The organism is Pseudomonas sp. NBRC 111119 (assembly GCF_001320125.1).
GTDB classification, from domain to species: domain Bacteria; phylum Pseudomonadota; class Gammaproteobacteria; order Pseudomonadales; family Pseudomonadaceae; genus Aquipseudomonas; species Aquipseudomonas parafulva.
Window position 1 is genome coordinate 47,175 of sequence record NZ_BCAV01000020.1, and the last position, 23,946, is coordinate 71,120.

Here is a 23,946-nt window from a genome sequence, read left to right on the forward strand (position 1 = left end):
ATCCGCGCTGGCAAGCGCCTTCAGGCACAAACTTCGCTGACCAATTTCGCCAGCGCCTCGGCATGCTGACGCACCTGCGCCTCGTCCTCGCCCTCGACCATCACCCGCACCAGCGGCTCGGTACCGGACTTGCGCAACAGCACCCGCCCGCGCCCCGCCAGGGCCTCGGTGACCTGCGCAGCGGCCTCTTTCACCGCCGGGTGCTCCAGCGGGTCGACCTTGCCTGCACCGAAGCGCACGTTGATCAATACCTGAGGGCATTTGCGCAGCGCCTGACGCGCCTGGGCCAGGGTTTCGCCGCGGCGCTTGAGCGCCATCAGCACCTGCAGCGCAGCAATGATCGCGTCGCCCGTGGTGGTGTAGTTGCAGCACACCACGTGGCCGGAGTTCTCGCCCCCCACCAGCCACTCGCGCTCAAGCAGTTCGGCCATGACATAGCGGTCGCCGACCTTGGCCCGCACGAACGGAATGTCCAGGTCTTTGAGCGCCAGCTCCAGGCCCAGGTTGCTCATCAGCGTGCCTACCACCCCGCCCTGCAGCTTGCCGCGGTCCTGCAGGTCACGGGCAATGATGAACAGCAGCTCGTCGCCATCGACGATGGCACCGGTGTGGTCAACCATCAGCACGCGATCGCCGTCGCCGTCGAACGCGATACCCAGGTCGGCATGCCCCACCAGCACCGCAGCCTGCAGCGACTCGATGTGGGTCGAACCACAGCCTTCGTTGATGTTCAGGCCATCGGGCTGGGCATGCAGCACGGTCACATCGGCACCCAGTTCGCGGAACACGCTGGGCGCCACCTTGTAGGTGGCCCCGTGGGCGCAATCCACCACCAGCTTGAGGCCGGCAAAGCTGGTGCTGCTGGGCACGCTGCTCTTGCAGAACTCGATGTAGCGCCCGGCGGCATCGTTGATGCGCGATACCTTGCCCAGCTTGCTCGACTCGACCACGGTCATGGGCTGGTCGAGCAGTTCCTCGATCATCAGCTCGACCTCATCGGGCAGCTTGGTGCCCTGGCCGGAGAAGAACTTGATGCCGTTGTCGTCATGCGGGTTGTGCGAAGCACTGATGACGATACCGGCCTCGGCGTGGAACGTGCGCGTGAGGTAGGCGATGGCAGGCGTTGGCATGGGGCCCAGCAGCATCACATCGGCGCCGGCGGCAGACAGCCCCGCCTCGAGCGCGGACTCGAACATGTAACCGGAAATGCGCGTGTCCTTGCCGACCAGCACACGGCAATTGCCCTGCTTGCGGAAGGCCATGCCAGCAGCCCAGCCAAGCTTCAACATGAAGTCAGGGGTGATCGGGTATTCCCCGACGCGGCCACGAATGCCGTCGGTACCAAAGTATTTTCTGCTCATAGAAACTCCAGAGTTCTTATTCGGCGCCTTGCACCGCAGCAATCATGCGCACCACATCGACGGTTTCGGCCACATCATGGACCCGGAGGATGCTTGCCCCCTTGGTCATGGCCAACGCCGCCAGCGCCAGGCTGCCGTACAAGCGCTCGCCGACCGGACGCTCCAGCGTCAGGCCGATCATGCTCTTTCTCGACACACCCACCAGCAGTGGGCGGCCCAGGCGATAGAGCGCTTCCATATGTTTGAACAGGCTGAGGTTGTGCGCCAGCGTCTTGGCGAAGCCAAAGCCCGGGTCAAGGATGATTCTGCTGGCATCGATGCCAGCGGCCGCGCAGGCTGCCATGCGCTGTTCAAGGTAGCGCGCGACGTCCTCGGTCACATTGTCGTAATGGGGGTCGTCCTGCATGTTACCGGGCTCGCCGCGCATGTGCATCAGGCAAACAGGCAAGCCGGTATCGGCAGCAGCATCCAGTGCGCCATCGCGCTCCAGGGCACGCACGTCATTGATCAGCCCGGCACCAAGGCGCGCGGCTTCGCGCATCACTGCCGGGGTGGAAGTATCCACTGACACCACCACGTCCAGCCGGCTGTTGATGGCCTCGACCATGGGTGCCACCCGCTCAAGCTCCTCGGTAACCGATACCGGGCGTGCACCGGGCCGGGTCGACTCACCGCCGATGTCGATCAGCGTGGCGCCGGCCGCGACCATGGCTTCAGCATGGCGCAGGGCTTCGTCACGCTGGCTGAACCGGCCGCCGTCGGAAAAGGAATCAGGGGTGATATTGAGAATACCCATGACATGGGTACGCGACAAATCAAGAACCCGGTTGCTGCAAGGCAACCGGGTCGGGTACTGCACTGAGCTCATAGCTGCCCTTAGTTTTGCGCCGCCGGACCACCGATTGGCGACTCGGGGCGGTCACCCTGAGGCGCTGCCGGGGTGCCTGAAGTGGAGTCGTCATCCCAGTCACGCGGCTCGCGGGGGGTACGGCCGGCCATGATGTCATCGATCTGCTCGGCGTCGATGGTCTCGTACTTCATCAGCGCTTCGGTCATCGCATCGAGCTTGTCGCGGTTTTCGGTCAGGATCTGCTTGGCGGTGGCGTAGCAATGATCGATGATGCTGCGCACTTCGGAGTCGATCAACTTGGCCGTTTCGCCGGAGACGCTGGCCTGCTGGCTACCTGCACTGCGGCCCAGGAACACCTCGCCCTCTTCCTCTGCATACATCAGCGGGCCCAGCTTCTCGGACAGGCCCCACTTGGTAACCATGTTCCGGGCGATCTGGCTGGCGCGCATGATGTCGTTGGACGCACCGGTGGTGACACCGTCGAAGCCCAGGGTCATCTCTTCAGCGATACGGCCACCGTACAGGGAGCAGATCTGGCTGATGAGCGCGCGCTTGGAGAGGCTGTAGCGGTCCTCTTCCGGCAGGAACATGGTCACACCCAAGGCGCGGCCACGGGGGATGATGGACACCTTGTAAACCGGGTCGTGCTCAGGCACCAGGCGACCGACGATGGCATGACCCGCTTCGTGGTAGGCCGTGTTCTGCTTTTCTTTCTCGGACATGACCATGGTCTTGCGCTCGGCGCCCATCATGATCTTGTCTTTGGCCAGTTCGAACTCTTTCATGTCCACCAGGCGCTTGTTGGCGCGCGCGGCGAACAGCGCAGCTTCGTTGACCAGGTTGGCAAGGTCTGCACCAGAGAACCCAGGTGTACCGCGGGCAATCACGGCCGGGTTGACGTTGTCGCCAATCGGCGCCTTGCGCATGTGCACTTTGAGAATCTGTTCACGGCCACGGATATCCGGCAGGCCAACCACCACCTGGCGGTCGAAGCGGCCAGGGCGCAGCAGTGCCGGGTCCAGCACATCGGGGCGGTTGGTGGCGGCAATGACGATGATGCCATCGTTCATTTCAAAGCCGTCCATCTCGACCAGCAACTGGTTAAGGGTTTGCTCACGCTCGTCGTGACCGCCGCCCATACCGGCGCCACGGTGGCGGCCGACAGCGTCGATCTCGTCGATGAAGATGATGCACGGGGCGTGCTTTTTGGCCTGCTCGAACATGTCGCGCACACGGCTGGCGCCCACGCCCACGAACATCTCCACGAAGTCCGAACCGGAAATGGTGAAGAACGGTACTTTGGCTTCACCGGCGATGGCCTTGGCCAACAGGGTTTTACCGGTACCGGGTGGGCCGACCATCAGCACGCCGCGAGGAATGCGGCCGCCAAGGCGCTGGAACTTGCCAGGGTCACGCAGGAACTCGACCAGCTCGCCGACCTCTTCCTTGGCCTCGTCGCAACCCGCGACGTCAGCCAGGGTGGTCTTGACCTGGTCTTCGGACAGCAGGCGTGCCTTGCTCTTGCCGAAGCTCATGGGGCCGCCCTTGCCGCCCGCACCGCCTTGCATCTGGCGCATGAAGAACATGAACACGGCAATGATGACCAGGATCGGGAAGCTGGCAACCAGCAATTGCGTCCAGATGCTCTGCTGCTCAGGCTGTTTGCCTTCGACAGTGACGTGGTTGTCTACCAGGTCGCCGATCAGGCCATTGTCGGTAATGGCCGGGCGCACGGTCTTGAAGCTGTCGCCGTCGGAGCGCTTGCCGGTGATGATATAGCCGTCGACGGTAACTCGCTCGACCTTGCCATCCTTGACCTGCTGGATGAAGTCGGAATAGTTGAGGGTCTGCGGCTCGTTAGGGCTTGAGAAGTTGTTCATCACCGTCACAAGGACAGCTGCGATGATCAACCAGAGGATCAGATTCTTTGCCATGTCGTTCAATTCGCTACCCTCTGAGGCCGGCGCACGACGCAGCCGTGCCTCGCATGATATTCATCGCCCTAACTTACTACATTACCTACGCAACCGCAGGCACCGTCTGTAACCCTTTGTGAAATCCAGACTACACGAAGTTCGGACGATCCTGACGCAGTGGCCGATTGGAATTAACTATCGGCCACCCCGCTTCAAACCTTGTCATGCTCCTTTGAAACCCTTGCCTAGCAAGTACTGTTCGCGCGAGCGGTCCCGCGACGACGACGGCTTGCGCATCTGTACCTTGTCGAACTTGCTGCGCACGTCCTTGAGGTAAACGTCGAAGCCCTCACCCTGGAAGATCTTGATCAGGAAGTCCCCACCGGGCTTGAGCACGCGGGTCGCCAGGTCCAGGGCCAGCTCGCAGAGGAACATGGCACGTGGCATGTCCACTTCGGGCGTACCACTCATATTGGGGGCCATATCGGAAATCACAAGGTCCACGTGCGAATCGCCGACGGCCTCGAGAATGCGCTGCAGGACTTCATCGTCGGTGAAATCGCCGTGAATGAAGGTGACATCGGGGATGGAGTCCATTTCCAGGATGTCAGAGGCGATCAACCGGCCCTGGCCACCAATCAGACGACTGGTCACCTGCGACCAGCCACCCGGGGCGGCCCCCAGGTCGATTACGCTCATGCCAGGGCGGATCAGCCGGTCCTTTTCCTGGATCTCGAGCAGTTTGTAACTGGCCCGCGAACGGTAGCCATCCTTTTGCGCCTGCTTGACGAAAGGGTCGTTGAAATGTTCGCGCAGCCAGTTGGCGCTGCTTTTGGAACGTTGTACCACGGGGCACCTCGATGATATGCGTCGTGATTGACTGGGCGGAGCCGGGGGCCCTCGGGTAAAATGCCTGTCAATTTTACAGAATCAGACGGAAAGGGTCAGATTATGCCGCTCAATAACGAGCAGAAGAAGCAATACAAGTCCATTGGTCATGACCTGAAGCCGGTCCTGATCGTTGCTGGCAACGGTTTGAATGAAGGCGTGGTAGCCGAACTTGAGCGCGCGCTGGTCGACCATGAGCTGATCAAGGTCGAGATTCGTTCGGAAGACCGCGAGGAACGCGCCGAAACCATCGCCGCGCTGTGCAAGGCCGGCCGTGCCGAACTGGTGCAGACCATCGGCAAGAAAGCCCTGATCTACCGCAAGAACCCACAGCCGAACAAGCAGCTGTCCAACATCCACCGTTACAAGTAACGGCACGGTCGCTTGTGGGAGCAAGCGTCTTACCTACCCGTTGGCGCTTCGCGCATCGCAGGGAAGCCGGCTCCCACAAAAGCCTGGCAGCGGGCTGCGCCTAGCGGCGCGGCCTGACCGGAACGGGCTGGGCTACCAGCACGATGCCGGAAAAACCCAATACCAGAAAACAGAACATCTGCCAGCGCTCGCCCACCGAGATGCCATAGCGCAGGGTGTAGTACCCCACGCACGCCCCCAGGCCGAGCAACAGCATCTGGCCCCGGAACTGCCGCCACCAGGCCGCCAGGCCGTCCACCCTTGCCAGCACCGCCAGCTGGGTCAACAAGCCTAGCAACGCCACCCCGATCAACCAACGGTCGATCTGGCCGGCGATATCCTGCACCAGCAGCGGCGCCAGGCCACTGACTTTCAGCGCAGGCACCAGCCCTACATGGAACACCCACAGGCCGCCAACCCAGAACACCTGGGCCAGCTGCCAGAGAATCCCCTCCAGGGATGGCGCCCGCAGGCGCCGGTCAGATGTGCTGGACTTCGACAATCTCGTACTCGACCGTGCCGCTTGGCGTCTTGATGACGACTACGTCGCCTTCTTCCTTGCCGATGATGGCCTTGGCGATCGGGGCGCCGCTCGAGAGCTTGCCCTGTTTCACGTCAGCTTCATCTTCACCGACGATCTGGTACTTCACTCGCTCGTCGGTTTCGGTGTTGGCCAGCTCGACGGTAGTGCCGAAGATGACCTTGCCGGTGTGCGGGATGGTCTTCACATCGATGATGACCGCGTTCTGCAGGCGGCCTTCGATATCGCGGATACGCGCTTCAACCATGCCCTGCTCTTCCCGCGCGGCATGGTATTCGGCGTTTTCCTTCAGGTCGCCCAGCTCGCGCGCTTCACCAATTGCCTGGCTCAGGCGCGGGCGCTCGGTCTTGCTCAGAAACAGATGTTCCTCTTCCAGGGCGCGTGCGCCCTGGACGGTCATCGGGTACTTGATAATGCTCATGCTTTCATTCCTGCATGGAGATCCTGCAAGCGGCGAACGGTCTTTTCCGGACCGAATTTCAGCGCTTCACAGATGGCTTCACCGGCCGCAATGGTCGTGGTGCAGTAAATTTTGTGCTGCAGCGCATTGCGACGAATCGAGTAGGAATCGGCGATCGACTGGCGGCCTTCGGTGGTGTTGATGATCAGCGACACCTCGTCGTTCTTGATCATGTCGACCACGTGCGGGCGGCCTTCGGTTACCTTGTTCACGCGGCGCACTTTAAGGCCCGCCGCTTCGATAACCTTGGCGGTACCCGCCGTTGCAACCACTTCGAAGCCCAGGGCGATCAGGTCGCGGGCAACGCCAGCCACCTGTGGCTTGTCGTCGTCACGCACGCTGATGAACGCGGTACCACCGGTCGGCAGCACTTCGCTGGCACCCATCTGGGCTTTGGCGAACGCTTCACCGAAGGTATCACCAACACCCATGACCTCACCGGTCGATTTCATCTCAGGGCCGAGGATCGGGTCAACCCCCGGGAACTTGGCGAACGGGAAGACGGCTTCCTTGACGCTGTAGAAGTTCGGGATGATTTCCTGAGTGAAGCCCAGCTCCTTCAAGGTTTTGCCGGCCATGACGCGGGCCGCGATCATGGCCAGGGAAGTGCCGATGCACTTGGACACGAACGGCACGGTACGCGAGGCGCGCGGGTTGACTTCGATCACGTAGATCTTGTCGCCCTGCAGGGCCAGCTGCACGTTCATCAGGCCGACGACACCCAGCTCAAGGGCCATCTTGGCAACCTGTACGCGAACTTCGTCCTGCACTTCCTTGCTCAGCGAGTAAGGTGGCAGCGAGCACGCCGAGTCACCGGAGTGAACGCCGGCCTGTTCGATGTGCTGCATGATGGCGCCGATGACCACGTCGGTGCCGTCGCACACGGCGTCCACGTCCATCTCGATGGCGCAGTTGAGGAAGTGGTCCAGCAGTACCGGGCTGTCGTTCGACACCTGCACCGCTTCACGCAGGTAGCGCTTGAGCTCGTCCAGTTCGTAGACGATCTCCATCGCGCGACCACCCAGTACGTAGGACGGGCGCACCACCAGTGGGTAACCGATGCTGCCAGCTGCGCTGATGGCCTCTTCTTCGCTGCGCACGGTCGCGTTTGGCGGCTGCAGCAGGTTCAGGCGCTGAACCATCTGCTGGAAGCGCTCACGGTCTTCGGCGCGGTCGATGGCGTCAGGGCTGGTACCGATGATCGGTACGCCGGCCTCTTCCAGGGCGCGGGCCAGCTTCAGCGGGGTCTGGCCACCGTAGTGGACGATCACGCCTTTCGGTTTCTCCACGCGGCACACTTCCAGCACGTCTTCCAGGGTGAGCGGCTCGAAGTACAGGCGGTCCGAGGTGTCGTAGTCGGTGGAGACGGTTTCCGGGTTGCAGTTGACCATGATGGTCTCGTACCCGTCTTCGCGCAGCGCCAGTGCCGCGTGCACACAGCAGTAGTCGAACTCGATACCCTGGCCGATACGGTTAGGGCCGCCACCCAGAATCATGATCTTGTCGCGGGTCGACGGGTTGGCCTCGCACTCTTCCTCATAGGTGGAGTACAGGTAGGCGGTGTCGGTGGCGAACTCGGCGGCGCAGGTGTCGACGCGCTTGTACACCGGGAACACTTCCAGCTTGTGGCGGTGACGGCGCAGGTTCTTGTCGGTGATGCCCAGCAGCTTGGCCAGGCGCTGGTCCGAGAAGCCCTTGCGCTTGAGGCGCAGCATGTAGTCCTTGTCAATTGCCGACAGGGCCAGGGTCTTGACCTTCTCTTCTTCCTTGATCAGGTCTTCCATCTGTACCAGGAACCACAGGTCGATGCCGGTCAGTTCGAAGATCTGCTCGATGGTCATGCCCGAACGCATGGCGTCAGCGACGTACCAGATACGCTCGGCGCCCGGCACGGTCAGCTCGCGCTTGAGAATGCCGGCAGCTTCAGGGCTGGCCAGGTCCACTTTCGGGTCCAGGCCGCAGGCGCCGACTTCCAGGCCGCGCAGGGCTTTCTGCAGGGACTCCTGGAAGGTACGGCCGATGGCCATGACTTCACCCACGGACTTCATCTGGGTGGTCAGGCGGGCGTCGGCTTTCGGGAATTTCTCGAAGGCGAAGCGTGGCAGCTTGGTGACCACGTAGTCGATCGACGGCTCGAAGGACGCCGGGGTGCGGCCGCCGGTGATGTCGTTCTGCAGCTCATCAAGGGTGTAGCCGATGGCCAGCTTGGCAGCGATCTTGGCGATCGGGAAGCCGGTAGCCTTGGAGGCCAGGGCCGACGAACGGGAAACCCGCGGGTTCATCTCGATGACGACCATGCGGCCGGTGTTCGGGCAGATACCGAACTGTACGTTGGAACCGCCGGTTTCCACACCGATTTCACGCAGCACCGCCAACGAGGCGTTGCGCATGATCTGGTATTCCTTGTCGGTGAGGGTCTGCGCCGGGGCTACGGTAATCGAGTCACCGGTGTGCACGCCCATCGGGTCGAAGTTCTCGATCGAGCAGACGATGATGCAGTTGTCCTTCTTGTCGCGGACCACCTCCATCTCGTATTCCTTCCAGCCGATCAGCGATTCGTCGATCAGCAGTTCCTTGGTTGGCGACAGGTCCAGACCACGGGTGCAGATTTCTTCGAACTCTTCACGGTTGTAGGCAATGCCGCCACCGGTGCCGCCCATGGTGAACGAGGGGCGAATGATGCAAGGGAAGCCCAGCTTCTCCAGCACCGCATTGGCCTCTTCCATGCTGTGGGCGATGCCCGAGCGCGGGCACTCCAGGCCGATGTCTTTCATGGCCTTGTCGAAGCGCGAGCGGTCTTCGGCCTTGTCGATGGTGTCAGCGTTGGCACCGATCATCTCCACGCCGAACTTTTCCAGCACGCCGTGGCGCTCCAGGTCCAGCGCGCAGTTCAGTGCGGTCTGGCCACCCATGGTCGGCAATACCGCGTCCGGGCGTTCCTTCTCGATGATCTTGGCCACCGACTGCCACTTGATCGGCTCGATGTAGGTGGCGTCGGCCATGGCCGGGTCGGTCATGATGGTGGCGGGGTTGGAGTTCACCAGGATGACGCGGAAACCCTCTTCGCGCAGGGCTTTACACGCCTGGGCGCCGGAGTAGTCGAATTCGCAGGCCTGGCCGATCACGATCGGGCCAGCGCCGAGAATCAGGATGCTTTTGATGTCTGTACGTTTTGGCATGGTGGTCACTCAAATCCGGGGTCAGTCGGCAAGCCGCTTTGAACAATCTGGGTCAGGCGCTGCCGGGCGCAGCAGAGCGGGCCCGGGGCCTTGAAGCAGGATGCTCAGCGGCGCTTGGCCATGGCATCGGTGAAACGATCGAACAGTGGCGCGACATCGGTCGGGCCCGGGCTTGCCTCAGGGTGGCCCTGGAAGCTGAACGCGCTCTTGTCGGTGCGCTCGATGCCCTGCAGGGTACCGTCGAACAGCGACTTGTGGATGGCGCGCACATTGCCGGGCAAGGTCGCTTCGTCAACGGCAAAGCCATGGTTCTGGCTGGTGATCATGACCACGCCGGTGTCCAGGTCCTGGACCGGGTGGTTGGCACCGTGGTGGCCATGGCCCATCTTCACGGTCTTGGCGCCGGAGGCCAAGGCCAGCAGCTGGTGGCCCAGGCAGATGCCGAAGACCGGGATGTCGGTTTCAAGGATTTCCTTGATGGCCTGGATGGCGTAGTCGCAAGGCTCGGGGTCGCCAGGGCCGTTGGACAGGAACACGCCATCGGGGTTGAGCGCCAGCACTTCGCTGGCCGGGGTCTGGGCCGGCACCACGGTGACGCGGCAGCCGCGGGCAACCAGCATGCGCAGGATGTTCAGCTTGACGCCGTAGTCGAAGGCCACCACGTGGTACGGCAGGTCGGCAGCGTCAAGGGTGGGGTGGCTGTCGGTTTTCAGTTCCCACACGCTGGACCGCCACTCGTAGCGTTCCTTGGTAGAAACGACCTTCGCCAGGTCCATGCCCTTGAGGCCTGGGAAACCACGCGCGGCGGCGATGGCGGCTTCTTCGCTGATATCGTCACCGGCCAGGATGCAGCCGTTCTGGGCGCCCTTCTCACGCAGGATACGGGTAAGGCGACGGGTGTCGATGCCGGCGATGGCTACCACATTGTTGGCCTTGAGGTACTCCGGCAGCGACTGGGTGTTACGCCAGTTGCTGGCCAGCAGCGGCAGGTCACGGATGACCAGGCCGGCGGACCATACACGGTTCGACTCGGCGTCTTCCGGGGTGGTACCGGTGTTGCCGATGTGCGGGTAGGTCAGGGTGACGATTTGCTGCGCATAGGAAGGGTCTGTAAGGATTTCCTGGTAGCCGGTCATAGCGGTGTTGAAAACCACTTCACCAACGGTCTGACCGTCGGCACCGATTGCCTCACCGCGAAAAATACTGCCGTCGGCAAGGGCGAGTATGGCTGGCTTTGTCAAGAAGACCTCCCGTAAATCAAGCATGAAGGGGCGATCGCAGGTTGCAAAAAAGCGGAGTGACGTATGGACACGTCACCCCGCTTTCATGTGCTGAATTCAATTCGCTGCGCGCTTTTAGTGGACACACTAAAGCTGTAGCTTACAGAAAAGTGCGTTTTCGGTCTACCGCAGATGTGCCTCTAAAACACAAGAATGCGACAGGCCAGTAGCCGCAATGTGGGAGCGGGCTCACCACAAGGTGAACCCGACACCGCCTGCAACTCAATGCAGCTCAAGCACATCCTGCATGTCATACAGCCCGGCTTCACGCCCATCGAGCCACAGGGCCGCACGCACGGCCCCCTTGGCAAAGGTCATGCGGCTTGAAGCCTTGTGGGTGATTTCAAGGCGCTCACCCTCGGCAGCGAACAGCACGGTGTGGTCACCCACCACATCACCGGCACGCACGGTGGCAAAACCGATGGTCTTGCGGTCGCGGGCGCCCGTCTGGCCCTCACGGCCGTACACCGCCACTTCCTGCAGATCACGGCCCAGCGCACTGGCAACCACTTCGCCCATGCGCAGCGCAGTGCCCGACGGCGCATCCACCTTGTGCCGGTGGTGCGCCTCGATGATCTCGATGTCCACGTCATCACCCAGCACGCGCGCGGCGATGTCCAACAGCTTGAGGCTGAGGTTTACGCCGACACTGAAGTTGGCCGCGAAGACGATAGGGATGTCCTTGCCCGCCTCGGCCAGCAGGTGTTTTTCTTCCACGGTGAAGCCGGTGGTGCCAATCACCATCGCCTTGCCGTGCTTGCGGCAGAACGCGAGGTTTTTCAGGGTCACCGAAGGGTGAGTGAAGTCGATCAGCACATCGAAGTCATCGGCAACCTTGGCCAGGTCGTCAGACAGCAGCACGCCAATGCGGCCCAGGGCCGCCAGCTCGCCTGCATCGGCCCCGACCAGGGAGCTGTCAGGGCGGTCGATGGCTGCCGTCAGCCCGGCACCCGCGGTTTGCTGCACCGCTTCGACCAGGGTCTTGCCCATACGCCCTGCCGCGCCCATCACTGCAATACGTCGCATAGCCTTTTCCTTGTCAGAGATCGCCGAAGAAGCGCTTCACGCCATCGAACCAACCGCTGGCCTTGGGCGAATGGGAGCTGTCACCTTCCAGCGAGTCACGCAATTCTTCGAGCAGTTCGCGCTGACGGCGGCTGAGGTTGACCGGCGTTTCCACCGCCACACGGCACAGCAGGTCACCGGCACCACCCCCGCGCACGGGCGCCACGCCCTTGCCGCGCAGGCGGAACTGCTTGCCGGTCTGGGTGCCCTCGGGAATGCGCAACTTGACCCGGCCATCGAGCGTTGGCACTTCCAGCTCACCACCCAGGGAGGCATCGGTGAAGCTGATAGGCACTTCGCAGTACAGGTGCTTGCCGTCGCGCTGGAAGATTTCGTGCTCGCGCACGTTGATGACCACGTACAGGTCACCGGTTGGCCCGCCGTGGCTACCGGCCTCGCCTTCACCCGACAGGCGAATGCGGTCACCGGTATCGACACCCGCCGGCACCTTGACCGACAGCGTCTTGTATTCTTCAACCCGGCCTTCGCCATGGCAGGCGTTGCACGGGTCGGTGATGATCTTGCCCTGGCCATGGCAGCGCGGGCACGTCTGCTGCACCGAGAAGAAGCCCTGCTGCATGCGCACCTGGCCAATACCGCCACAGGTCGGGCAGGTGGACGGCGTAGAGCCCTTCTTGGCACCCGTACCATCGCACGGCTGGCAGTTGACCAGGGTGGGTACGCGGATGCTCACCGTGGTGCCACGCACCGCTTCTTCCAGGTTCAGCTCGAGGGTATAGCGCAGGTCGCTGCCGCGCTGGGCACCACCGCGGCCGCCGCCGCGGCCACCGCCGAAGAAGTCGCTGAACACGTCACCGAAGATATCGGAGAAGTTGGCGCCGCCGAACCCTGCACCGCCGCCACCCATGCTTGGGTCGACACCGGCGTGGCCATACTGGTCGAACGCCGCACGCTTGCTGGCATCGGACAGTACTTCGTAGGCCTCGTTGGCTTCCTTGAATTTGTCTTCCGATTCCTTGTCACCGGGGTTGCGGTCCGGGTGGTACTTCATCGCCAGACGGCGGTAAGCCTTCTTGAGGTCGCCATCGGTGGCGCCGCGCTCGACACCCAGCACCTCATAATAATCACGCTTGGACATAGGTCATTTGCACCTTGTTGGGCGTTCGGCATCTGCGCCGCGCCGTCAGCACCTGCACGGCCCCAAGGGCTGACAGATGCTGTAAAAATTCTCGAATTCCAGATACGCCAACGCGGGAGCAAGCCCCCGCGCGGCAACATCCTACCAGCTCACCACCAAGCGGCGGTGGGCTGGCCGACAACATGCAGGGTTTACTGCTTGTTGTTGTCTTTCACTTCTTCGAACTCGGCATCCACCACGTCATCGTGCTTGGCTTCCGGCTCGGCCTGCTGCGCGCCACCCTGAGGCTGTTCAGCCGACTGCTCGGCATACATCTTCTGGGCAACCGGAGCAGAGACCTTGGACAGCTCTTCGACCTTGGCGTCGATCGCGGCCTTGTCGTCGCCTTTGACGGCGGCTTCCAGGGCAACGACAGCCGCTTCGATGGCCGTTTTCTCGTCGGCGGTAACCTTGTCACCGGCATCGGCGACCATCTTGCGGGTCGAGTGCACCAGCGCGTCACCCTGGTTACGGGCAGCAGCCAGCTCTTCGAACTTGCGGTCTTCCTCGGCGTTGGCCTCGGCGTCACGCACCATGCGCTCGATTTCTTCGTCCGACAGGCCCGAGTTGGCCTTGATGACGATGGACTGCGACTTGCCGGTGGCCTTGTCCTTCGCGCTGACATGCAGGATGCCGTTGGCGTCGATGTCGAAGGTCACTTCGATTTGCGGCACACCACGTGGCGCTGGCGGAATGTCAGCCAGGTCGAACTTGCCCAGCGACTTGTTCTGCGTGGCTTGCTTGCGCTCACCCTGCAGCACGTGAATGGTCACAGCGCCCTGGTTGTCGTCGGCGGTGGAGAACACCTGCGACTTCTTGGTCGGGATGGTGGTGTTCTTCTCGATCAGCGAGGTCATCACGCCGCCCATGGTTTCGATACCCAGGGTCAGCGGGCTGACGTCCAGCAGCAGCACGTCCTTCACGTCACCGGCCAGTACCGCACCCTGGATGGCAGCACCCATGGCCACGGCTTCGTCCGGGTTGACGTCCTTGCGCGCTTCCTTGCCGAAGAAGTCGGCAACGGCTTTTTGCACCATCGGCATACGGGTCTGGCCACCGACCAGGATCACGTCGTCGATCTTGCTGGCGTCGATGCCGGCGTCCTTCAGGGCGATACGGCACGGCTCGATGGTACGGTTGACCAGGTCTTCGACCAGCGACTCCAGCTTGGCGCGGGAGATCTTCACGTTCAGGTGCTTGGGACCGGTGGCATCTGCAGTGATGTACGGCAGGTTGACGTCGGTCGACTGGGCGGAAGACAGCTCGATCTTGGCTTTTTCAGCCGCCTCTTTCAGGCGCTGCAGGGCCAGCGGATCGTTCTTCAGGTCCATGCCGGACTCTTTCTTGAACTCGTCGACGAGGTAGTCGATCAGGCGCATGTCGAAGTCTTCGCCACCCAGGAAGGTGTCGCCGTTGGTGGCCAGCACTTCGAACTGGTGCTCGCCGTCGACTTCGGCAATTTCGATGACCGATACGTCGAAGGTACCACCACCCAGGTCGTAGACGATCACGGTGTGGTCGCCCTTGGCCTTGTCCATGCCGTAGGCCAGTGCAGCGGCAGTCGGTTCGTTGATGATGCGCTTCACATCCAGGCCGGCGATGCGGCCGGCGTCTTTGGTGGCCTGACGCTGGCTGTCGTTGAAGTAGGCCGGCACGGTGATGACCGCTTCGGTAACGGTCTCACCGAGGTAGTCTTCGGCGGTCTTCTTCATTTTTTTCAGCACTTCGGCGCTGATCTGCGGCGGCGCCATGTCCTTGCCGCTGGCCTGCACCCAGGCGTCACCGTTGCCGGCCTTGACGATCTTGTAAGGCACCAGCTTGATGTCTTTCTGCACGACGTCTTCTTCGAAGCGACGGCCGATCAGGCGCTTCACTGCGAACAGGGTGTTGTGCGGGTTGGTCACAGCCTGGCGCTTGGCCGACTGACCGACCAGGATTTCGCCGTCGTTGGCGTAGGCAACGATCGATGGGGTGGTACGTGCACCCTCGGCGTTCTCGATGACCTTGACGTTACCGTTTTCCAGTACGGAGACGCACGAGTTGGTGGTCCCCAGGTCGATACCGATGATTTTACCCATGTTGATTCTCCCGAAACTTGAATTTGGTAGCAGCGACTACTTTGGCCAACTGCGGTAATACTTGAAGGCTTGACACCTAGATGGGGATGCCCGGACGGATTTCAAGCCTTTTCGTCGATAGACGGTTGCGCCGCGCTCGGCGCCTTGCTGACCACCACCATGGCAGGGCGCAGCAGGCGGCCGTTCAGCAGGTAACCTTTCTGGAACACGTTCAGCACACTGTTGGGCTCGACATCGCCGCTTTCCTGCATGGCCATTGCCTGATGATGCTCAGGGTTGAATGGCTGGCCATGCGGGTCGACCGCTTCGAGGTTGTAGCGCTTGAGGGTGTCCTGGAACATCTTTAGCGTCAGCTCGACGCCCTCGCGGATCTGCTTGACGTGCTCGTCTTCGGCGCTGGAGTGAGCCAGGGCCAGCTCCAGGCTGTCGATGACCGGCAACAGGTCGCTGGAGAACTTTTCCAACGCGAACTTGTGGGCTTTTTCCACGTCCTGCTCGGCGCGGCGGCGAATATTCTGCAGTTCGGCAACCGAGCGCAGCGATTGGTCCTTGGCTGCAGCCAGCTGCTCCTCGAGCTCCAGAACACGGGCGTCGGCAGCGTTGCCTGCACCGGTTTCCTCGACGTTAAGGTCTTTCTCGTTCAGCTGCTCATCAGCCATGGGGTCTCTCCTGCGCAATTTTGGGGACTGCGAGCCAGGCTCGCCGGTGATGTCGCCTATATGGGGCCGGAAAAAACAGCTTCAAGGGCCAGGCGGCGTTTTTGCCTAACGGGCAAAATCTGCCGAAGGGCATTGGCAGACCCAAAAAAACTACTGTATAAATAACCAGACATGACTTTCGGGAGCTGCCCTCATGCTGGTGCACCTGTCCATTCACAACTACGCCATCGTCGAACACCTTGACCTGGAAATCGCCCGCGGCATGTCCGTGATCACGGGTGAAACCGGTGCAGGTAAGTCGATCATGCTCGATGCCCTGGGCCTGGCCCTGGGCGACCGCGCCGACAGTGGCGTGGTGCGCCCCGGCACCGACAAGGCAGACATCCTCGCCACCTTCGATTTGGTGGACATCCCCGAGGCCCACACCTGGCTGGCCGACCGCGACCTGGCCACCGACGGCCCCTGCATCCTGCGCCGGGTCATCACCGCAGAAGGCCGCAGCCGTGGCTACATCAACGGCACGCCCTGCCCGCTCGGCGACCTCAAGGCGCTGGGCGAACTGCTCATCGACATCCACAGCCAGCATGAGCACCAGTCACTTTTGAAGGCCGACACCCATCGCCGGCTGCTGGACGAGTATGCCGGCGCCGTCGACCTGGCCCGGCAGGTTCAGCTGGCCGCCAAACGCTGGAACCAGACGCGTCTGGAGCTGGAGCGGCTGTCCAACTCCGGCGACGAGCAGCGTGCCCGCCACCAGCTGCTCAGTTATCAGCTCGAAGAGCTGGACAACCTGGGCCTGGGCGAAAACGAGCTGGAGCACCTGGAGCAGGAGCACAAGAACCTGACCAGCGCCGAAGCCCTGTTCGGCATCTGCCGCCAGGTCATCGAGCAGTGCAGCGAGAGCGACTCGGGCAACGTACTCGGCGCCCTGACTTCCAGCCTCAACCGGCTGGGTGCTGCCAGCAATGCCCCCAAGGCGTTGACAGAGGCTGCCAACCTGATCGCCAGCGCGCAGATACAGGTAGAAGAAGCCGTAGGCGAGCTCGACCGCTTCCTCGACAACTTCGACGCCGACCCCATGCGCTTGCAAGCGCTGGAAGAGCGCCTGGACACCATCTACACCCTCGCGCGCAAGCACCGGGTTCACCCCACCGAATTGCCACACCTGCAACAGCAGTTGATGGAAGAGCTTGAGGGCCTGAATGCCAGCGATGAGTCGGTCGAGCGCCTGGGTGATGAGCTCGCTGCGTTTGCCCAGCACTATAAAGAGAAGGCGCGTGAGCTGAGCGGGCTACGCCAGCATGCCGCCAAGCAGTTGGCGGTGGCGGTCGAGCAGGAAATTCAGCGCCTGGGCATGCCGGGTGGGCGGTTCTGCATCGAGCTCACGCCCAATGAGGGCAGCGAGCTGTCGCCACACGGGCTGGAGCAGATTGAACTGCTGGTCAGCGCCAACCCCGGGCAACCGCTCAAGGGCTTGGCCAAGGTTGCCTCTGGCGGTGAACTGTCCCGAATCAGCCTGGCGATACAGGTGATCACCGCCCAGACCTCGCGTATCCCCACGTTGGTGTTCGACGAAGTTGACGTCGGCATCGGCGGGCCTACCGCAGAAATCGTCGGCCAGTTGCTGCGTCGGCTGGGCGAACGCGGCCAAGTCCTCACCGTCACGCACCTGCCCCAGGTTGCGGCGCAAGGCCATCATCACCTGTTCGTGCACAAGGTGCGCCACAGCGACACCACCCATACCGCCGTGGCCAGCCTCGGCAAGCGCGAACGGGTCGAGGAAGTGGCGCGCATGCTGGGCGGCATCGACCTGACCAAAGAGTCCCTGGCCCATGCGCGCAAGATGGTGGTGAGTGGTAAGGCCTGATCCGCCGCACCTCATCATGAGCGCAGCCAGAAAGCACAAAGGCGACCCTAAGGTCGCCTTTGTCGTCTGCACGCTAAGAACCGTTACTTTTTCTTACGTACATACAGGACCAGATTGTGGTCCACCAGCTCGTAACCATGCTCAGCCACGATTTCACGCTGGCGCTTCTCGATTTCGGCATCCATGAACTCGATGACCTCGCTGGTCTCCACGTTGACCATATGGTCGTGGTGACCGCCATCTGCCAGTTCAAACACCGCATGACCGCCGTCGAAGTTGTGGCGAACCACCAGACCTGCTGCTTCGAACTGGGTCAGAACACGGTAGACAGTGGCAAGGCCCACGTCTTCGCCCGCTTCCATCAGGGCCTTGTATACGTCCTCGGCACTCATGTGGCGCTGCTCGGCAGAGTCGAGCATCTGGAGGATCTTGACTCGAGGCAGGGTCACCTTGAGACCGGCTTTGCGCAATTCGCTATTTTCAACCATGGTCAGCTTTCTCGCCGATGCTGCTTCGCAGCTTCTCTTAATACGGGTATGATCGGGGTTTACGTTGTCCAGCCAAGATAGTGGAAGTCGCCCACCGATGCAAAACACCAAGCTCTTGCTAACCAGCCTCACCTTCGTGGGACTGCTCGCACTCGCCGGTTGCTCGTTTCCCGGGGTTTACAAAATCGACATCCAGCAGGGCAATGTCGTCACGCAGGACATGATAGACCAATTGCGTCCGGGAATGACCCGACGGCAAGTGCGGTTTATCATGGGCAACCCCCTGATCCAGGATACCTTCCACACCAACCGGTGGGATTACCTCTACAGCCTTCAGCCCGGTGGCGGTCAACGCCAGCAGGAACGCATGAGCGTGTTCTTCAACGAGAACGACCAATTGGTCAACCTGTCCGGCGACTTCATGCCAGGTGTCAGCCGCGACCAGGAAATTCTCGGGGGCAGCAGCAACACCACGGTCAGCCCTGGCGAACAAGGTCAGCAGCCGGCCACCCAGCCTGCAGAAACCCCGGCCAAGCCAGGCTCGGTCGAAGAGTCCATCCAGCGCGAAATCGATACCATCGAAACCACGCCAGTGCCGACCCCGGCCCCGCTCGAAACCCGCTAAGGGCTCGCAGCCACAAAAAAGCCCGGACACTGTCCGGGCTTTTTAATGCCTGACGAACCGTCAGCTGTACAACTGCTTGGCCCGCTGGCAAAACGCGTCCACCAAGGTGTTGGCGGCCTGATTGAACAACGGGCCCAACGTGGCGCGCACGATCGGCCCTGCGTAGTCGAACGACAGGTCCAGGCTGATCTTGCAGGCTTTTTCGCCCAAGGCCTTGAACACCCACACACCATGCAACTGGGTGAACGGCCCCTCCTCCAGGTTCATCTCGATGGACTGCCCAGGCACCAGCACATTGCGCGTAACAAAGTGCTGGCTGATACCACCCTTGGCCACTTCGAGCTTGGCACGCATGTGGGTTTCGCTGGCTTCGAGCACCGTCGAATCGGAACACCAAGGCAGGAATTCCGGGTAGCTGGCCACATCGTTTACCAGGTCGTACAGCGCCTGGGCGGGGTATGGCAGCAGGGCGGAGCGTTGAATATGGGTAGTCATCCAGGCGTCACTTCCAAGGCTGGGTGGCGGTGCTTGAGCAGCATGCCGAAAACAGGTTCTGTACCTATGACAGTGTTTGCATTGTCCGGTATTCATTCCAGTGGCTCAAGCACACTGAAATCCCATGGCGGATCACCCACGGACTTGCCTATAATGCGGCCCCTATGGCTAAGCAAAAAAAACATCCGACCGGGACCATCGCGCAAAACAAGAAAGCGCGACACGATTACTTCATCGAACACAAGTTCGAGGCCGGGCTGGTCCTGTCCGGCTGGGAAGTAAAAAGCCTGCGGGCCGGCAAGGCACACCTGACCGACAGCTACGTGCTGCTCAAGGACGGTGAAGCCTGGCTGTTCGGCAGCCACATCACCCCGCTGACCACCGCCAGCACCCACGTCATTGCCGACCCTATTCGCTCGCGCAAGCTGCTGCTCAACAAGCGAGAACTGGAGCGCGTCGAAGCCGCCGTGGCGCAAAAGGGTTACACCTGCGTGGCGCTGGCGCTGTACTGGAGCAAGCACCTGATCAAGTGCGAAATCGCACTGGGCAAGGGCAAGAAGGAATACGACAAGCGCGATACGGTGCGCGAACGTGATTCCAACCGCGAGCTGCAGCGCGCCGTGCGGAACAAGGGCAAGGAAGACTAGCCCTACCCGCCCGTTCGCGGGTAACCGCGAATGCCCGAGCCGCAGCGTGGCCTAGCGTCCGCTGCGCCGCTCGGCCCTGGCCACCCGCTGGGCTTCCTGATGCGCCTCTTCCAGCACTTCCTGCACATACAGAATGTGCCGGCTGGACACCTCACGCGCATCGTCCGCCCTGCCTTCGACAATCGCCCGGTACAACTCGCGGTGCTGACTGATCAGCATGTCGCGGGTTTCGCTGCGTTGCTGGTACATGCCGCCGATATTGGTGACCACATTGCGCTTGAGCAAATCGAACAGCCCACGGATGGTGTGCAGCAGCACCGCGTTATGGCTGGCCTCGGCAATGGCCAGGTGAAAGCGCGCATCGGCTGCGCCCTCCTCGGCGCGGGTGACTTCACCCACCCGCGTGTAGCAATCCTGCAGCACATCGAACGCCGCCTTCAGCCGCTCACGGTCAGGCTCGGTGGCGCGCTGGGCCGCATAGTAGGCGCATGACGCTTCCAGTGTATGCCGGAACTCCAGCAGGTCGCGCTGGGCTTCAGGGCTGTGTTCAAGCAACTGCAGCAGCGGGTCGCTGAAGGTAGACCCCAAGGTTTCGGCCACATAGTTACCACCGCCCTGCCGGCTGATCAGCAGCCCCTTGGCCACCAGCTTCTGGATCGCTTCGCGCAGTGACGGGCGCGATACACCGAACTGCTCGGCCAGGGCGCGCTCGGCTGGCAACCGCTGCCCCGAGGTCAGCGTGCCTTCCAGAATCATCCCTTCCAACCGATCGACGATGTCGTCGGACAGGCGCCGCTGGCGGACCTGATCAAAAACCATCACGTGCTCTCCACAAACCCCGGCAGAAATCCGGGGCCCCTATTCTCGCCGATCCACACCGGGCAAACACCCACCAACAGCGGTTTTCTGCGCCGGATCAACAGCCCGCTCATCGGCACTCGACCAAAGTTTTGCATCGGACAAATTGACACACCCCTGAGCACGCTTTTAACCTAGCGACCAGCCGTTGTAAATTGGTATTACCAATTAACCAAGGCCAGTGCAAAACCAACAACAATTAGGGGCCACCCCATATGCAAACCTGGCAACAAATCTACAGCCCGCTGGGCAGTCTTGGCTTGTCCGCACTGGCGGCGGTCATCCCGATCGTATTCTTCTTCCTTGCCCTGGCCGTGTTCCGCCTCAAAGGCCACGTGGCCGGCAGCATCACGCTCGCACTGTCGATCCTGGTGGCGATCTTCGCCTTCCACATGCCCGTCGACATGGCCCTGGCTGCTGCGGGCTATGGCTTCCTCTACGGCCTCTGGCCGATTGCCTGGATCATCGTTGCCGCGGTGTTCCTGTACAAACTCACGGTCAAGAGCGGCCAGTTCGAGGTGATCCGCAGCTCGGTGCTGTCGATCACCGACGACCAGCGCCTGCAGGTGCTGCTGATCGGCTTCTGCTTCGGGGCCTTTCTCGAGGGCGCGGCGGGCTTCGGCGCACCGGTGGCCATCACGGCCGCCCTGCTGGTGGGCCTGGGTTTCAACCCGCTGTACGCCGCCGGCCTGTGCCTGATCGCCAACACCGCACCCGTAGCGTTCGGCGCCCTGGGTATCCCGATTATCGTGGCCGGGCAGGTCACCGGCATCGACGCTTTCCATATCGGCGCGATGACCGGCCGCCAACTGCCACTGCTGTCGCTGTTCGTACCGTTCTGGCTGGTGTTCATGATGGATGGCCTGCGCGGCGTCAAGGAAACCTGGCCTGCCGCCCTGGTGGCCGGCCTGAGCTTCGCCGTTACCCAGTACTTCACCTCCAACTTCATTGGCCCCGAACTGCCGGACATCACCTCGGCCCTGGCCAGCCTGATCGCCCTGACCCTGTTCCTGAAGGTATGGCAACCCAAACGCGCAATGGTCCAGGCAGATGGCAGCGTTGGCGCTGCCGTGGTGCAGTCCGCCGGCAGCCAGCCAAGCCCTTACAGCCTGGGCGAGATCTTCAAGGCCTGGTCGCCGTTCCTGATTCTTACCGTGCTGGTCACGATCTGGACCCTGAAGCCGTTCAAGGCGGCATTCGCACCGGGCGGCGCGATGTACAACTTCGTATTCAACTTCGCCATCCCGCACCTTGACCAGCTGGTGATCAAGACCGCGCCCATCGTCGCAGCCGCCACGCCCATGCCGGCGGTGTTCAAGCTCGACCCGATTTCGGCCACCGGCACGGCGATCTTCCTGTCTGCGCTGATCTCCATGGCGGTATTGAAGATCAACCCGAAAACTGGTCTTACCACTTTCAAGGAAACCTTGTGGGAGCTGCGCTGGCCGATCCTGTCCATCGGCATGGTGCTGGCCTTCGCCTTCGTCACCAACTATTCGGGCATGTCGTCGACCATGGCCCTGGTACTGGCCGGCACTGGCGCAGCGTTCCCGTTCTTCTCGCCGTTCCTGGGCTGGCTGGGCGTATTCCTGACCGGCTCGGACACCTCGTCCAATGCCCTGTTCAGCTCGCTGCAGGCCACCACCGCGCACCAGATCGGGGTCAACGACACCCTGCTGGTGGCCGCCAACACCAGCGGCGGCGTGACCGGCAAGATGATCTCGCCACAGTCCATCGCCGTGGCCTGCGCCGCCACCGGCCTGGTAGGCAAGGAGTCCGACCTGTTCCGCTTCACCGTCAAGCACAGCCTGTTCTTCGCCACTATCGTCGGCCTGATCACCCTGGTGCAGGCCTACTGGCTGACCGGCATGCTGGTTCATCACTAAAGTGAAAGGGGCCGGGCGCCTGGTGCGCCCGGCAAACCTCACAAGCCACGCTGCGAGAGCCCATGATCATTTCTGCCTCTACCGACTACCGCGCCGCCGCGCAACGCAAGCTGCCGCCGTTTCTGTTCCACTATGCCGACGGCGGCGCCTACGCCGAGCACACCCTGCGCCACAACGTTTCGGACCTGGCCAGCATTGCTTTGCGTCAACGCGTGCTGAAGAACATGTCCGAACTCAGCCTGCAAACCGAGCTGTTCGGTGAAACCCTGAGCATGCCCGTGGCCTTGGCCCCGGTCGGGCTCACCGGCATGTACGCTCGCCGTGGCGAAGTGCAGGCTGCCCGCGCCGCAGCGGCCCACGGCATTCCGTTCACGATGTCCACGGTGTCTGTGTGCCCGATCGAAGAAGTGGCCCCGGCCATCGACCGGCCCATGTGGTTCCAGCTGTATGTACTCAAGGACCGTGGCTTCATGCGCAACGCCCTGGAGCGTGCCAAGGCCGCTGGCGTGCGCACCTTGGTGTTCACCGTCGACATGCCCACCCCCGGCGCCCGCTACCGCGATGCCCACTCGGGCATGAGCGGCAGAAACGGCCCGCTGCGCCGCGTGCTGCAAGCCATGACCCACCCCGAATGGGCATGGGACGTCGGCGTGATGGGCCGCCCGCACGACCTGGGCAACATCTCTGCCTACCGTGGCAACCCAACAGGTCTGGCCGACTACATCGGCTGGCTGGCCAACAACTTCGACCCGTCCATTTCCTGGCGTGACCTGGAATGGATCCGCGAATTCTGGGACGGCCCGATGATCATCAAGGGCATCCTGGACGCCGACGATGCGCGCGACGCAGTCAAGTTCGGTGCCGATGGCATCGTGGTCTCCAACCACGGCGGCCGCCAGCTTGATGGCGTGCTGTCCAGCGCCCGTGCGCTGCCGGCCATCGCCGACGCCGTGAAAGGGGACCTGAAGATCCTGGCCGATTCGGGCATCCGCAGTGGCCTGGACGTGGTGCGCATGATCGCCCTGGGCGCCGACACCGTGCTGATCGGCCGCGCCTTCCTTTATGCACTGGCCGTGCATGGCCAGGCCGGGGTGAAGAACCTGCTGGAGCTGTTCGAGAAGGAAATGCGCGTCGCCATGGTGCTGACCGGTACCAAGTCCATCAGCGAGATCACCCGCGACTCGCTGGTGCGCGAACTGGGCGCCTGAGCGCCTGCCGACACACCGCCTGAATACCGGGGCACGCGGCGCACCA

At 62.2% G+C, this 23,946-nt stretch carries 21 protein-coding genes; 6 read left to right on the plus strand and 15 right to left on the minus strand.

What is annotated here, in order from left to right:
• Positions 1–20 precede the first annotated feature (20 nt).
• The 4 genes from glmM to rlmE all read right to left on the minus strand — a co-directional run bounded on the left by glmM (position 21) and on the right by rlmE (position 4,976).
• Entirely contained in the window at positions 21–1,361 is a 1,341-nt protein-coding gene (gene glmM, locus APH25_RS08620; protein ID WP_028632625.1) for a phosphoglucosamine mutase, read from the minus strand.
• A 16-nt stretch (positions 1,362–1,377) separates the two neighbouring features.
• Positions 1,378–2,229, minus strand: a complete 852-nt coding sequence (folP, locus tag APH25_RS08625; protein WP_060481627.1) for a dihydropteroate synthase — start codon at positions 2,227–2,229, stop codon at positions 1,378–1,380.
• Positions 2,230–2,237: 8 nt separating this feature from the next.
• Positions 2,238–4,145 (minus strand): ATP-dependent zinc metalloprotease FtsH, encoded by a 1,908-nt coding sequence (gene ftsH / locus APH25_RS08630; protein ID WP_028632627.1) that lies wholly within the window; start codon positions 4,143–4,145, stop codon positions 2,238–2,240.
• A 204-nt stretch (positions 4,146–4,349) separates the two neighbouring features.
• A complete protein-coding gene (gene rlmE / locus APH25_RS08635) occupies positions 4,350–4,976 on the minus strand; it encodes a 23S rRNA (uridine(2552)-2'-O)-methyltransferase RlmE (RefSeq protein ID WP_028632628.1) in 627 nt (208 codons plus the stop codon).
• A 102-nt stretch (positions 4,977–5,078) separates the two neighbouring features.
• Between rlmE and yhbY the strand changes: the two genes are divergently transcribed.
• The gene (gene yhbY / locus APH25_RS08640) at positions 5,079–5,387 is read left to right on the plus strand and encodes a ribosome assembly RNA-binding protein YhbY (protein ID WP_028632629.1); all 309 of its coding nucleotides are present in this window, start codon (positions 5,079–5,081) and stop codon (positions 5,385–5,387) included.
• Between the two features lie 100 nt (positions 5,388–5,487).
• Here yhbY and APH25_RS08645 read toward each other — a convergent pair whose 3' ends face one another.
• The 8 genes from APH25_RS08645 to grpE all read right to left on the minus strand — a co-directional run bounded on the left by APH25_RS08645 (position 5,488) and on the right by grpE (position 15,826).
• Positions 5,488–5,928, minus strand: a complete 441-nt coding sequence (locus APH25_RS08645) for an MFS transporter (protein WP_080667825.1) — start codon at positions 5,926–5,928, stop codon at positions 5,488–5,490.
• Positions 5,906–6,388: a transcription elongation factor GreA gene (greA, locus tag APH25_RS08650; RefSeq protein WP_174435883.1), complete on the minus strand. Its 483-nt coding sequence runs from the start codon at positions 6,386–6,388 to the stop codon at positions 5,906–5,908. Before greA ends, APH25_RS08645 begins: the two co-directional genes overlap by 23 nt.
• Positions 6,385–9,606 carry a carbamoyl-phosphate synthase large subunit gene (carB, locus tag APH25_RS08655; RefSeq protein WP_028632632.1) on the minus strand — a complete coding sequence of 1,074 codons (3,222 nt, stop codon included), beginning with the start codon at positions 9,604–9,606 and terminating at the stop codon, positions 6,385–6,387. The genes greA and carB overlap by 4 nt, the downstream gene beginning before the upstream one ends.
• A gap of 104 nt (positions 9,607–9,710) precedes the next feature.
• Positions 9,711–10,847 (minus strand): glutamine-hydrolyzing carbamoyl-phosphate synthase small subunit, encoded by a 1,137-nt coding sequence (gene carA / locus APH25_RS08660; RefSeq protein WP_028632633.1) that lies wholly within the window; start codon positions 10,845–10,847, stop codon positions 9,711–9,713.
• Positions 10,848–11,108: 261 nt separating this feature from the next.
• A complete protein-coding gene (gene dapB / locus APH25_RS08665; RefSeq protein ID WP_028632634.1) occupies positions 11,109–11,912 on the minus strand; it encodes a 4-hydroxy-tetrahydrodipicolinate reductase in 804 nt (267 codons plus the stop codon).
• Between the two features lie 13 nt (positions 11,913–11,925).
• On the minus strand, positions 11,926–13,050 hold the full coding sequence (gene dnaJ / locus APH25_RS08670) for a molecular chaperone DnaJ (protein ID WP_028632635.1): 1,125 nt from the start codon (positions 13,048–13,050) through the stop codon (positions 11,926–11,928).
• 191 nt (positions 13,051–13,241) lie between these two features.
• Positions 13,242–15,167, minus strand: a complete 1,926-nt coding sequence (dnaK, locus tag APH25_RS08675) for a molecular chaperone DnaK (RefSeq protein ID WP_028632636.1) — start codon at positions 15,165–15,167, stop codon at positions 13,242–13,244.
• Positions 15,168–15,268: 101 nt separating this feature from the next.
• The gene (grpE, locus tag APH25_RS08680) at positions 15,269–15,826 is read right to left on the minus strand and encodes a nucleotide exchange factor GrpE (protein WP_028632637.1); all 558 of its coding nucleotides are present in this window, start codon (positions 15,824–15,826) and stop codon (positions 15,269–15,271) included.
• A 193-nt stretch (positions 15,827–16,019) separates the two neighbouring features.
• On the opposite strand from grpE, the gene recN reads away from it, so the two are divergent.
• Complete coding sequence (gene recN, locus APH25_RS08685; protein WP_060481628.1) at positions 16,020–17,693, plus strand: DNA repair protein RecN; 1,674 nt, start codon at positions 16,020–16,022, stop codon at positions 17,691–17,693.
• Between the two features lie 83 nt (positions 17,694–17,776).
• On the opposite strand, the gene fur is transcribed toward recN, so the two are convergent.
• Positions 17,777–18,181 carry a ferric iron uptake transcriptional regulator gene (fur, locus tag APH25_RS08690; protein ID WP_028632639.1) on the minus strand — a complete coding sequence of 135 codons (405 nt, stop codon included), beginning with the start codon at positions 18,179–18,181 and terminating at the stop codon, positions 17,777–17,779.
• A 97-nt stretch (positions 18,182–18,278) separates the two neighbouring features.
• Between fur and APH25_RS08695 the strand changes: the two genes are divergently transcribed.
• Positions 18,279–18,806, plus strand: coding sequence for an outer membrane protein assembly factor BamE (locus tag APH25_RS08695; RefSeq protein WP_028632640.1), 528 nt, complete (start codon positions 18,279–18,281; stop codon positions 18,804–18,806).
• 60 nt (positions 18,807–18,866) lie between these two features.
• Here APH25_RS08695 and APH25_RS08700 read toward each other — a convergent pair whose 3' ends face one another.
• Positions 18,867–19,301: a type II toxin-antitoxin system RatA family toxin gene (locus APH25_RS08700; RefSeq protein WP_060481629.1), complete on the minus strand. Its 435-nt coding sequence runs from the start codon at positions 19,299–19,301 to the stop codon at positions 18,867–18,869.
• A 164-nt stretch (positions 19,302–19,465) separates the two neighbouring features.
• On the opposite strand from APH25_RS08700, the gene smpB reads away from it, so the two are divergent.
• Positions 19,466–19,948, plus strand: a complete 483-nt coding sequence (gene smpB, locus APH25_RS08705; protein WP_028632642.1) for an SsrA-binding protein SmpB — start codon at positions 19,466–19,468, stop codon at positions 19,946–19,948.
• Positions 19,949–19,999: 51 nt separating this feature from the next.
• Here the strand turns inward: smpB and APH25_RS08710 are convergent, their stop codons facing one another.
• Positions 20,000–20,767 (minus strand): FCD domain-containing protein, encoded by a 768-nt coding sequence (locus APH25_RS08710; RefSeq protein ID WP_028632643.1) that lies wholly within the window; start codon positions 20,765–20,767, stop codon positions 20,000–20,002.
• Between the two features lie 254 nt (positions 20,768–21,021).
• On the opposite strand from APH25_RS08710, the gene APH25_RS08715 reads away from it, so the two are divergent.
• Positions 21,022–22,692, plus strand: coding sequence for a lactate permease LctP family transporter (locus tag APH25_RS08715; RefSeq protein ID WP_060481630.1), 1,671 nt, complete (start codon positions 21,022–21,024; stop codon positions 22,690–22,692).
• A gap of 62 nt (positions 22,693–22,754) precedes the next feature.
• Complete coding sequence (gene lldD, locus APH25_RS08720) at positions 22,755–23,900, plus strand: FMN-dependent L-lactate dehydrogenase LldD (protein WP_028632645.1); 1,146 nt, start codon at positions 22,755–22,757, stop codon at positions 23,898–23,900.
• The last annotated feature ends 46 nt before the right edge of the window (positions 23,901–23,946 follow it).

Bases quoted from the DNA above. Each gene is read 5' to 3' on its own strand.
- APH25_RS08710 (WP_028632643.1), bottom strand. From the start codon at position 20,767: ATGGTTTTTGATCAGGTCCGCCAGCGGCGCCTGTCCGACGACATCGTC.
- smpB (WP_028632642.1), top strand. From the start codon at position 19,466: ATGGCTAAGCAAAAAAAACATCCGACCGGGACCATCGCGCAAAACAAG.
- ftsH (WP_028632627.1), bottom strand. From the start codon at position 4,145: ATGGCAAAGAATCTGATCCTCTGGTTGATCATCGCAGCTGTCCTTGTG.
- fur (WP_028632639.1), bottom strand. From the start codon at position 18,181: ATGGTTGAAAATAGCGAATTGCGCAAAGCCGGTCTCAAGGTGACCCTG.
- glmM (WP_028632625.1), bottom strand. From the start codon at position 1,361: ATGAGCAGAAAATACTTTGGTACCGACGGCATTCGTGGCCGCGTCGGG.
- dnaJ (WP_028632635.1), bottom strand. From the start codon at position 13,050: ATGTCCAAGCGTGATTATTATGAGGTGCTGGGTGTCGAGCGCGGCGCC.
- recN (WP_060481628.1), top strand. From the start codon at position 16,020: ATGCTGGTGCACCTGTCCATTCACAACTACGCCATCGTCGAACACCTT.
- lldD (WP_028632645.1), top strand. From the start codon at position 22,755: ATGATCATTTCTGCCTCTACCGACTACCGCGCCGCCGCGCAACGCAAG.
- grpE (WP_028632637.1), bottom strand. From the start codon at position 15,826: ATGGCTGATGAGCAGCTGAACGAGAAAGACCTTAACGTCGAGGAAACC.
- APH25_RS08700 (WP_060481629.1), bottom strand. From the start codon at position 19,301: ATGACTACCCATATTCAACGCTCCGCCCTGCTGCCATACCCCGCCCAG.
- carB (WP_028632632.1), bottom strand. From the start codon at position 9,606: ATGCCAAAACGTACAGACATCAAAAGCATCCTGATTCTCGGCGCTGGC.
- yhbY (WP_028632629.1), top strand. From the start codon at position 5,079: ATGCCGCTCAATAACGAGCAGAAGAAGCAATACAAGTCCATTGGTCAT.
- APH25_RS08715 (WP_060481630.1), top strand. From the start codon at position 21,022: ATGCAAACCTGGCAACAAATCTACAGCCCGCTGGGCAGTCTTGGCTTG.
- dapB (WP_028632634.1), bottom strand. From the start codon at position 11,912: ATGCGACGTATTGCAGTGATGGGCGCGGCAGGGCGTATGGGCAAGACC.
- folP (WP_060481627.1), bottom strand. From the start codon at position 2,229: ATGAGCTCAGTGCAGTACCCGACCCGGTTGCCTTGCAGCAACCGGGTT.
- dnaK (WP_028632636.1), bottom strand. From the start codon at position 15,167: ATGGGTAAAATCATCGGTATCGACCTGGGGACCACCAACTCGTGCGTC.
- greA (WP_174435883.1), bottom strand. From the start codon at position 6,388: ATGAGCATTATCAAGTACCCGATGACCGTCCAGGGCGCACGCGCCCTG.
- APH25_RS08695 (WP_028632640.1), top strand. From the start codon at position 18,279: ATGCAAAACACCAAGCTCTTGCTAACCAGCCTCACCTTCGTGGGACTG.